The organism is uncultured Tyzzerella sp., assembly GCF_963558545.1.
In the GTDB taxonomy this organism is placed as follows: domain Bacteria; phylum Bacillota; class Clostridia; order Lachnospirales; family CAG-274; genus Tyzzerella.
Map to the genome: position 1 here is coordinate 1 of NZ_CAUWHO010000061.1, position 10,332 is coordinate 10,332.

Consider the following 10,332-nt stretch of genomic DNA (forward strand, 5'->3'; position numbering starts at 1 on the left):
TAGTTTTTTCATACACTTATTTTTCCCATTTATTTTAATATATTTTTTATTTTGTTAAATTCATTATATCTTCTATTTATTTCTTCCTGACTTGCACCCTTTCCATTTATAATATAAGTTAGTTCTTTAACTCTTTCTTTTTCTGTTTTTTTATTATTTAACTTTTTACTTATATCATTTTTCTTCCAAAAAAAACCTGCAACTAACCAAGGATATGTAAAAGCCACATACTCACATCCTTCTATATAAATATTATTGTCCTTTATATAATTTTTAAAATCTTCATAATTATACCAATGTGTTAATTGTATTGTTCCAGCACCTCTATATTTATACTTATATTTAGTATTATTATTAAAATACTCTTTAATACTATTTCTTGTAGACTTAGTTTTATTATTTCCACCTGCTTCAACTAAACCATTAAAATTATTTGTTTCAGCATTTATTTGAGATAAAAATAGATATAATTTTTCATTATTATCTATATTAGCTAGTTTAATAACCTTATTTAAATTATCTATATCTTGTTGAAATAAATTTCTATATACTCTAGATATTTCAGGGTCTGGATTAAATTTAAATTTTAAATCTTCTTGTACAATATAATTAGCTTTAGGCTCTCCTGGTTTTTCAATTATACTTACATTAAGTTCTGAATATGATGGTGCAGATATATTTTTATTTATTTTATCTATATATCCACAATGCATCTTAATCCAACCTATTTTCTTTAAATCCTCTAATGTAACTTTTATATTTCCAAAACTTTGTACATTTTTATTTAAAAACTCTGATTCTTTATATAGAATGCCCATATATATACTGCAACTTGCATAATAATTATTATTCATAATAGGTCCTAAATAATAGTTTATTTCTATTTTATATAAACTATTATTTTCAATATTTTCTAAAAATATTTTTAAATCATTAAAATATAAACTATCTATTACTATATTTGAGTTAAATACTTTACACTTTACCATATTTAAAGATATATTATTTCCTAATTTTGAAATATTATATTTATTTTTATCAGAATCTTCTTTTATATTTATTTCTAAATATTTCAAAAGTTTTTTTGGATTATTAACAACTATGTTATTATCATATAAGCAACCTTCAAACTCTTCTTTTTCATTATTTTTAAAAACTTCTATTAAAACTCTTTTTTTAGTAAATATATGTGTATGCAATTTTATCACCTCTATTAAACAGTCTTGTTAAAAAAATATCCTTTTTCTAAATATTTTTTTATTTCATCTTCAGATAAATTAACACCTGAATAGTCTAATTTATCATTTGTATAAAATTCATAAGCATCTTCTTCTAAAATCTCATCATTTTTAATTTTAGATAAAATATAACTTTGATAAGCTTGTGTATATTTATCATCTAAAATTTTATCTTTTTCTTCATTTATACCTATAAAACTTAACTTATCCTCTCTTTGCCTTAAGGTTAATATTAGTTGTTTATCTTTTTCTTTTTGTTCAAACTTTTTTATTCCTAAATAATAAAAACTTACAAATCTATACTGTACTTCATTTATTATTTCTATAATTTTTATATTTCTATAAAAATTATAAACATCTTTTGATTTACATAACCCCCAATTTTTAAGTTCTTCTTGTACACTTTCTATGTTTTCATCTAACTTTAATATTATTTCTACAATATTTTTTGTTTTAAAATCTGTCATTGTTTGAATCTTATTTATACTATATTTTATATTTTCAATATTTTTTTCAGATATATTAAGTTTAGATTCATTCCCATTCCAATATATTTCAATTGTATTGTACATAAAACTTTCCTTTCTTTAATTTACATTTTCAATTTTTTACCCTTTAATAAATTTTTTTATTCCTCCATTTGTTTACTTGTTGTTTCAGATGATTCAAAATTAGATTCTGTTGTTTCTTCACTTGAACTTTCTTCTTGTTTTTTTAACTCTTCTTCTAACTTTTTATTTTCTTCTTCTATTTCTAAATCTAACAACTCTATTAATGAATCTATTTCCTTTACTTTATCATCTTTTTTTAGTTCTGTATATATTTTTTTAGCAAACAAATATTGTTTTTTTGCATCTATTAGATTTTTATCTGCTTTTAAATCTATTGCCAACCTTTCGTGTTCTTCGGCTATTTCTATTTTTTTGTTATTTTCTGCTATTTTTTCATCTATTGATATTAACTTATTGTTTAATACTTCTACTTGGGTTAAATCTTCCATTTCATTATACTTTTCTATTGCATTTGTATAGTAAAGCCTTGCACCTTCATAATCTCCATTTCTAAAACTTTCATCTCCTTGTTTTACTATTTCTAACGCTGTTATTTCCTTTTCTGCCTTATCTTTTTGTTCTTTATCTGTTTCTTCTTTTGCTTTCCCCCAGTCATCGTATAGTTTTTCAAGAGATTGTATTGCCTTTTCTTTTCCTTTATCAAAGTATATATTACTTGCTATATTTTTAGCTTCTAAATATTTCTTCTCTGCACCTTCATAATCTCCTGTTTCTTTTAGTTTATCTCCTAAATTTATGTAATCATATACATTTAAATAATCTTTTGTTTCTTCTAATTTTTTATCTACATATTCTTCATTTACATTATCTGCATATCTAGCTCTATCTTTGGCGTTCATATAGTTTTCTTGTGCTTCTTTGTAATTTTCTGCTTTTAAAGCTTCATCTGCAAGTATTGTTGTTTCTATTAACTTTAAGTAATTGTTTAAATCTTTTACTTTTTCTTTATTATTTAACTTATTTGCTACTTCTATCGCTTTATTACATTCCTCCTTTGCTCTTATGTAATTGTTATCTTGTATATATTCTATTGTGTTTTGATATGTTAAATTTAATGTTTCTATTCGTTTTATTCTTCTTTTATAAAACATATAAAATATTAAACTTATTATTAGTAATATCACTATTATTGTTATACTTATTTTTATAATTCTTTTTATTTTTCTTTTTCGTTCTGGGTCTTTAAATACTTTATCGGCAAATATTACTACAAATGTATAATTTTCTAATTGGTTTGGTTGCTTTGACAATATTAAATCTTCTATATTGTTAAGTACTTCTTCTGCATCATTTGTAGCTTCTTCAAACACTTCATTTATTTCGCTTTGGTCTAAATTTTCCCATATTCCCCTTGTATATAAAGCTATTATATCACTATCCATTAGCTTTATTTTTTTAGATATAAATGGTTTAAAATCTTTTTCTTTACCTAAATATGAATATAAATTATTTCTCTCTTCGTGTTTGCTTATTAAATCTTTAGAAAGTCTATCCTCTTTTACTATATCATTTGCTAATGACATATCTATACTTTCTTGTTTTACTAGTCCTCCTCGATATAGCCTAAATCTTGTATTTCCTAAATGTCCATATCTTATTTTTTCATAATTACTTATAACTACTGTTATTGATGCTTTTAATCTAAATTTACTATCTGCCTTTAAAAACTCCTTATTTGCTTCTTTTAAATAAGATTTTATTGCATTTTTACTTATTGATGGGTTTTCTTGAAATTTTAAAATAACACTTTGTATAGCAAGTTTAGCTCCATTTACATTAGCCATATTTCCTATTCCATCTGCTATTACATAACACGCATATTTATCTAATTCCACAAAAGCAAAATAATCACTATTTTTTAATTCACTTCCTGCTTCTGATATAAATTTTGTATTAAATTTGCTATTTTCTTTTCTCATATAAACCCTCATCTTTAATTAATTTTTACTAAAAATATACTAGCATTATCCTTATTTTCCTTTTGACTTATATTTATTTTTTCTATTATATTAAATGCCATTTTTTGTGTATTTATATTTTTATTAAGTTCATTTTCTATTTCTTTCCAACTTAAAAATTCATATATTCCATCACTTATTAATGCTACTATATCTCCATATTTTAAATTTATTGGTTCATCAAAAAACTCTATATTTTTAAATCCATCTTGTCCTACATAATTATAAAGTCTTTTTTCTTCTAATAAACTTATTGCACTTTCTCTTGTTAGCTTTCCACTTTTATATTTATCTTCGGCTAGCATATTTATTGTATGTCCTGTACTTACTGGTATTAAATCTCCATTTCTATATACTGCTATTTTTATATTTCCTACTAATGAATAAAAAAGCATATTATTTCTTATTAAAATAGCAGATACACAAGCTCCACATCTATCATCATCTAAATTTTTAAGTATTTCTCTATTTGCAACTGTAAATGCTTTTTGAAAAAAATAGTTAGGATTATCAAAAGCATCAAATTGTTCAAATAATTCTATAAAAGTATTTACTGCTATTTGACTTGATATTTTACCTCCAAATTTTTTGCCCATTCCATCTGCTAAAATTCCTAAAAATCCATTATTGCTTTCTATAAAGTTGTAATTATCTTCTTGTATTTCTCTATCTCCAATAGTCATACTTGCTCCAAATTCATATTTTTCTTTTGTTTTTCTATTTATATACATTTTTAGTCTTATTAACATTAACAATAATACTACTAATTGTAATAAAATTATTATTATAATAGGTTGATTTTCATTTATACTTTCCATACTCTCTCCCTATTTATTTTCATTTTCATTTTCATCTGTCCACATAAATTTATCGCCAAAAAATTCTACAAATAAAAATTTACTATTTCCTATTTCTATTATACTATCTTCTCCTAATCTTTCTGGTGAATATACTACATTTCCATTTAGATATACTAATCCATTTGAATCTCCAGGAAGTAATATTGTTTCTTTATTTTTAGGGTCAAACACTATTATTACGTGGTTTCTTCTTTCTATTTTGTTATCCCCTAATATTTGTATATCCATATCATCTGCTCTTCCTATAAAATTTTTACCTTCTCTTATTTTATAGTCTTTTCCTCGTCTTGCTCCTGATATACAAACTATCCAACCACAAACAGGGTTTTCTTCTTCTAAAAATAGCATTTTTTCTATATCTTAATCTGTTTGCTTGGTTTCTTGTTTTTCTTTTGTATTTGTTTCTATATTACAGTATGAACATATTGTTCCATATCTTATTCCTAAAAATAAATGTCCATTTTGACAACGTATTAAATTGCTCATACCTTTTCGCCTATTTAATCTACTTGTAGTTTAGTAAGTCCTAAATATATTGTATCTCCTTTTTCTAGTTTATATGGCTCTGCTGGTGATAGTTTATATTTTTAATTTTAAATTATCTATATATAAAAAAGCAATACTTAAAATAGATACTCCTATGCTATTTATTATTAAATATATTGCTTTTATTCTTTTAATTGTTATATTCAATATGTTTTTCTCCTATTTTTTCTTTACATTCATATTTTTATTCCCATAAAGCTTGTTCAAACACATTAAAACCATTAAATTTATTAAATATATCTTCATTTACACTACTTGTATTTGTTTTGCTTTTGTACTAGTTTTTTTATTATTAAAATTACTAAAATTTCCTTTTAACTCTCTATCATCCTTTGCTCTACTAGTTTCATCACTTAAAACTTCATAAGCCTTGCTAACTTTTTTAAACATTTCTTCTGCTTGTACATTTCCTACATTTGCACCTGTATGATATTTTTTAGCAAGTTTTCTATATACTTTTTTTAGTTCTTCATTTGTTACATTTTCATTTACTCCTAATATTTTATAATAATTTTCCATAAAATTCTCCTTATAAAGTTTTAAATTGTAATTTTAATCAAAAAAGGGCATATGTAGATATGCCCTTTTCCAATTTTTTAGGTATTTAACTTAATTTTTGGTGGTATTATACACCTGCTGGATATCCACCTTCTATTTTTATGTTTTACAAGAACACGCATCATATATATATTAACTTGCTTTATATTAACACAATAGATTGAAAAACTATTAATTTCACCTATATTTAATCCAATTGGTGATACATTTTTATTTAAATTTAAACTTCCTATAAAATCAACACATTCTATTTCTACTCCAAATAAATTTGATATAATTTGAACTATTGACGAACAATCATAACAATTTAATGATACAATTTCATTACTAATTTGAGATATGAAATCTTTTATATAAAATTCTGCATTATAAACATCTGTAAAATTGCTTTTTGTAACATATTTAAAATTTTTATTATAATTTAAATACTCAATAATATTACTTAATAGATCAATTTCAGTTTTTCCTTCTACAACAAAATTTATAAATTTTTCTAATGCATCTTTAAAAGGTGTTATATAGCCTGATTGATTTTTATCTACCCAACTAGAAGTAGGTTTATCAAGAAATATCTATGTTATTACATTAAATTCTTCTAATTTTAAGTTAATTTTATTTTCTTCAAAACCATATAATAATGTTATTTTTACTTCTTTTTTATCTACTTTTTCAAACTTATTATTTTTTATAGCTAATTCTGTTATTATTTCTTCTCCTTCCTTTTTTCCTATTATATTAACTTGCTTTATTTCACTTTCTCCAAATAGCTCACTACTATTTAATTTAATATATACATTTTTTTACCATCGCTTTTTAATATTAATTTTAATCTTACCTTTATTTCTTATCTATAGTTAAGTATTGTATATACTACAATAGGTGATTCTGTTGTTCCTTTAAACCTATAACATTTGGAAATTCTTGTGTATTATCAATAGTATCGAATTCTCTTACATATATGTCTTTTGCTACATTTATTGAAGCTAAATCATTACTAATTATATCATAATTAAATGCTAAATTTTTAAGTTCTATCATATCATCTTTTTCTATTAGTATTATTATCGGTATTTGTATTTCTTCTTTTTTATCTTAAATTAATTCAGCTTCTTATTTTTTCTTTTCTTCAATTTTTTCTAAATATAATTGGTATATACTATCATAATCTTTATCTAGTTTTTCTATTTGTTCTTGTGTAAAAGCTACCCAAGTTAATCTATCAAGCTTTTGTTTTAATACCAATTTAAATATATTTTCTCTTAAATCTGTTTCATATTTCTCAAGCTCCATAAAATAAAATTTATTTTTTCTTACTATTTCATCTTTGTGGATTATTTCTAATTCTATATTTCTATAGTAATTAAATATATCCTTTATTTGTTCTGTTGTCCAATTTAATAAATTTTCTTCTCTTTCATAATCTTTTTCAAATTCTATTTCTGTAAGACTTCCTATTATTTCTATTGTATTTCCTTTGTATTTCCTTTTGTTGTTTTATTTTTACCATTTATTTTAGGCATACTAACATTATATTTTATTTCCTTTATGTAAGTATTTAATATTTTTAATTCTTTGTTATTACCGTCATATTTAAAAGTAACTTTACAATCCACTTATATCACTCCACTATTTTTAGTTTATTCTAACTTCTGGTCCTCTTATATCAACCATAGAATTTACTTTTATTTCACTTCTTTTACAATTCATATCTATTTCTTCTCCTGCTATTATCTCTACTTTCTCTTCTGCTTCTATTTTTATTTCTTTTTCACTTTTTAAAGAAATTGGTTCTGTACTTATTATCTCAACTCCTGTATTTTGGTTCATTTTTATATATATTACTCTATCTTCTCCTGTTTCTTTATCTTTTCCATTTATACAGGTTATTAGTATCTCATCTGGTGCGAATTTTATTTCTTTTCCATCTATTGTTCTAAAATACTTTATACTTGGTTCATTTACTTTATCTGTCCCTTTATCCCCTATTCTTAATGAACTTGTTCCAACTCCTTCACTTTCTTCTTTTGTTGGAAAATATATATATACTGTATCATCTATTTCTGGCATACAGTACCAACCACTATTACCTTCTGCCGTATACATTGTTGAATATAAAAATTCCCAAGCTGTATTTTCTTCTTGATTTTCATCTATTTCTAAATGTACTTTTATTCTATCTTGTATTGGTTTTAATACTTTTCCTTTTATTGAAAGCCCTATTATTTTATCATTATAAAATCTATTTCTTGTTAGTCCTTTTTTTGTACATATTTCATATTCAAATTTTAATATACCATCTTTTAAAAAGGCTCTTTTTTTACTTATAAATAAATCAAAGTCTTGATATTTAATTTTACTATAAACATCTATATTTTCTATTGTTTCAATTTTAAATCTTATGCTATCTAATTCTAATAAACTTTCATTATAATTTTCTTTTGATATAAGGTAGTTTTTTACATCTTTTTCTAATGTATATTTATATTCTTCTATATTACCCATATCTTTTCCATTTTTTATTCCAAATATTATATTTGCTCCATCATCTGCTCCTAATAGCATTAATCCTACATTAAATCTTGATGCTAATCTTTTTATAAATTCCCAATCTGTTTCTTTGTACTGCAAAATAAATTTTTCTATTTTTTTACCTTCTGTTGCAAAATCTAATATTTGACTTGGTGCATATTCACTTGCTATTTTATCCATTATATTTTTATATGTCATATTTTTATCTTGAAAAGAACGACTTTTCCTTTTTATGTCTAATTTAAATGAATTTGATACACATTTTAATGTTAAATAATATACACTCCCTATATGTCTTATTTCTGATTTTTGTATTATTCCATTAAATATTGTTATTGGTATATCTTTTTCTATTCTAACTTGTATTGGACTAAAAGCTGTTATATGTTTTACAAAAAATTCTTCATCTCCTTCTTTTAATATACCCATTATATTACAATAGCAATGTTCATTTATTTCATATTTCATTTCAAAATCTATTAGCTCTTGTAAATTCATAATATTTGTTTTTAAATCTAAATATGTTATTGCATCTAACATTGTATCCCCTCTATTCTTTTATTTGTCCTGATTTTTCTATTTTTATTATTCCACCATTTAAACAAGGTAATATACATTTATCCAGTATAGCTAATTCTCCTTGTATTTTATGTTTTTTATCTGCTAATTGCCATTTTAATACTATTGCTGGAGTACAAGGTGGTGGTGGAAAACTTCTTGTACAACTACAAAAATTTGTTATGTTAACTCCAACAACATTATCTGATACTACTGCTTGTCCTTCTCCATTTATTCTTGCATTTTTCTCCTTTGGTATTATTAGTTTAGATTTACAAGTTCCTAATGTACAATATATTGTTGCTCCATCTCTTATATTTTTTTCCATTTTAGTTCTTCTTTCTTTAATTTTTATTTTAAGTTAAGTTATCTCTTTATTTTTATTTGTTTTTTCTGTTCTTCTGTTAATTTAATTAATTCTAGTTGTTTTTTTGTAAATTTACAATTAGTGAGTTTGCAAGAATCAAATATTGTATTGTTTAATATTGATTCTGTAAAATCTATATTTTCTAATATACTTCCTGTAAAATCTACATTAGTTAAATTTGTATTTTTAAAATTTGCCTCCAAAAACCCTATATCTAAAAGGCTATTATTTTTACCTTTATAAATATATATTGATGTTAAATTGTTTCCCGACAAATTAGCATTTTCAAAATTCACTTCACTTAAAAAACTTGATTTAAAAGATGTATTTATAATTTCGCAATTTTTAAATTTTGCTCCTGTGAGCATTTTATACTCTAAATTAACATCTATTATCCTACTATTCCTAAAGTCAGTCCCCCTTAAATCATAAACATTAAAATCAATATTAATTATTTCCAAGTTCATTAAATCTCTATTTATATACTTTTCTGATTTATTTATTTCCTTTTTTATTTTTATTATATTTTTTTCTTTTTTTCCTATGTATACAATATCAAATTCATCATAAAACTTTCCTGTATGAATATTAATTTCATTATATTTATTTAAGTTTATAAATTCTTTCGTCTCTGTTAATTCTACTATACTATTTCTCATCAAACTAACTACATAATAATGAAATTTATCAATAATCATTATCATTAAATTATTTACATCTGTATCATTTATTTTAAATATATAGCCTTTTCTTTCCTTTAAAAGTTTTAACCACATTTCTTCAAAATATTTATAAATAAATGTTACATCATATTCTAAAATCTTTATATCTTTTTGTATACCTAAATACCAATTACTATCATAAACATATATATTATATTTATATTTATGATTTAATATATTTGTTAACATTAAGTTATATGAGATATAGGCAATTTCTAAATTTGGAAATTCTTCTTTTACAATATTACAAAATTCTTTAAAATTTTCAATAAACTCTAATTTATATTTTTCAAAATTATTTTGAAAATCATACTCTAATTTATTTAATATTTCATTTAATGTTGGTTCAAAATAAGTTTCTATAAAATGCTCTGGCATATTTTCTATCATAAAATTCCTCCTAAATTATTAAATTTTACTTCTT

The 10,332-nt window shown here is 22.6% G+C and carries 13 protein-coding genes; all 13 read right to left on the bottom strand.

What is annotated here, in order from left to right; translation table 11 throughout:
• Nucleotides 1–29 precede the first annotated feature (29 nt).
• Nucleotides 30–1,199: a hypothetical protein gene (locus tag R5Z65_RS08760; protein ID WP_317368588.1), complete on the bottom strand. Its 1,170-nt coding sequence runs from the start codon at nucleotides 1,197–1,199 to the stop codon at nucleotides 30–32.
• Between the two features lie 14 nt (nucleotides 1,200–1,213).
• Nucleotides 1,214–1,810 carry a hypothetical protein gene (locus R5Z65_RS08765; RefSeq protein WP_317368589.1) on the bottom strand — a complete coding sequence of 199 codons (597 nt, stop codon included), beginning with the start codon at nucleotides 1,808–1,810 and terminating at the stop codon, nucleotides 1,214–1,216.
• 56 nt (nucleotides 1,811–1,866) lie between these two features.
• The gene (locus R5Z65_RS08770; RefSeq protein WP_317368590.1) at nucleotides 1,867–3,729 is read right to left on the bottom strand and encodes a hypothetical protein; all 1,863 of its coding nucleotides are present in this window, start codon (nucleotides 3,727–3,729) and stop codon (nucleotides 1,867–1,869) included.
• 14 nt (nucleotides 3,730–3,743) lie between these two features.
• Entirely contained in the window at nucleotides 3,744–4,586 is an 843-nt protein-coding gene (locus tag R5Z65_RS08775; RefSeq protein WP_317368591.1) for a serine/threonine-protein phosphatase, read from the bottom strand.
• Between the two features lie 9 nt (nucleotides 4,587–4,595).
• Entirely contained in the window at nucleotides 4,596–4,976 is a 381-nt protein-coding gene (locus R5Z65_RS08780) for an FHA domain-containing protein (RefSeq protein WP_331678035.1), read from the bottom strand.
• A gap of 12 nt (nucleotides 4,977–4,988) precedes the next feature.
• A complete protein-coding gene (locus tag R5Z65_RS10155; RefSeq protein WP_331678036.1) occupies nucleotides 4,989–5,114 on the bottom strand; it encodes a hypothetical protein in 126 nt (41 codons plus the stop codon).
• Between the two features lie 306 nt (nucleotides 5,115–5,420).
• Nucleotides 5,421–5,693, bottom strand: coding sequence for a DnaJ domain-containing protein (locus R5Z65_RS08785; protein WP_317368592.1), 273 nt, complete (start codon nucleotides 5,691–5,693; stop codon nucleotides 5,421–5,423).
• 909 nt (nucleotides 5,694–6,602) lie between these two features.
• Nucleotides 6,603–6,770 carry a hypothetical protein gene (locus R5Z65_RS08790; protein WP_317368595.1) on the bottom strand — a complete coding sequence of 56 codons (168 nt, stop codon included), beginning with the start codon at nucleotides 6,768–6,770 and terminating at the stop codon, nucleotides 6,603–6,605.
• A 72-nt stretch (nucleotides 6,771–6,842) separates the two neighbouring features.
• The gene (locus tag R5Z65_RS08795; RefSeq protein WP_317368597.1) at nucleotides 6,843–7,022 is read right to left on the bottom strand and encodes a hypothetical protein; all 180 of its coding nucleotides are present in this window, start codon (nucleotides 7,020–7,022) and stop codon (nucleotides 6,843–6,845) included.
• Between the two features lie 170 nt (nucleotides 7,023–7,192).
• Nucleotides 7,193–7,345, bottom strand: coding sequence for a hypothetical protein (locus tag R5Z65_RS08800; RefSeq protein WP_317368599.1), 153 nt, complete (start codon nucleotides 7,343–7,345; stop codon nucleotides 7,193–7,195).
• Nucleotides 7,346–7,364: 19 nt separating this feature from the next.
• Complete coding sequence (locus tag R5Z65_RS08805) at nucleotides 7,365–8,801, bottom strand: contractile injection system protein, VgrG/Pvc8 family (RefSeq protein WP_317368602.1); 1,437 nt, start codon at nucleotides 8,799–8,801, stop codon at nucleotides 7,365–7,367.
• Nucleotides 8,802–8,811: 10 nt separating this feature from the next.
• Nucleotides 8,812–9,147 (bottom strand): DUF4280 domain-containing protein, encoded by a 336-nt coding sequence (locus R5Z65_RS08810; RefSeq protein ID WP_317368604.1) that lies wholly within the window; start codon nucleotides 9,145–9,147, stop codon nucleotides 8,812–8,814.
• Nucleotides 9,148–9,185: 38 nt separating this feature from the next.
• On the bottom strand, nucleotides 9,186–10,298 hold the full coding sequence (locus tag R5Z65_RS08815) for a pentapeptide repeat-containing protein (RefSeq protein ID WP_317368607.1): 1,113 nt from the start codon (nucleotides 10,296–10,298) through the stop codon (nucleotides 9,186–9,188).
• Nucleotides 10,299–10,332 lie beyond the last annotated feature (34 nt).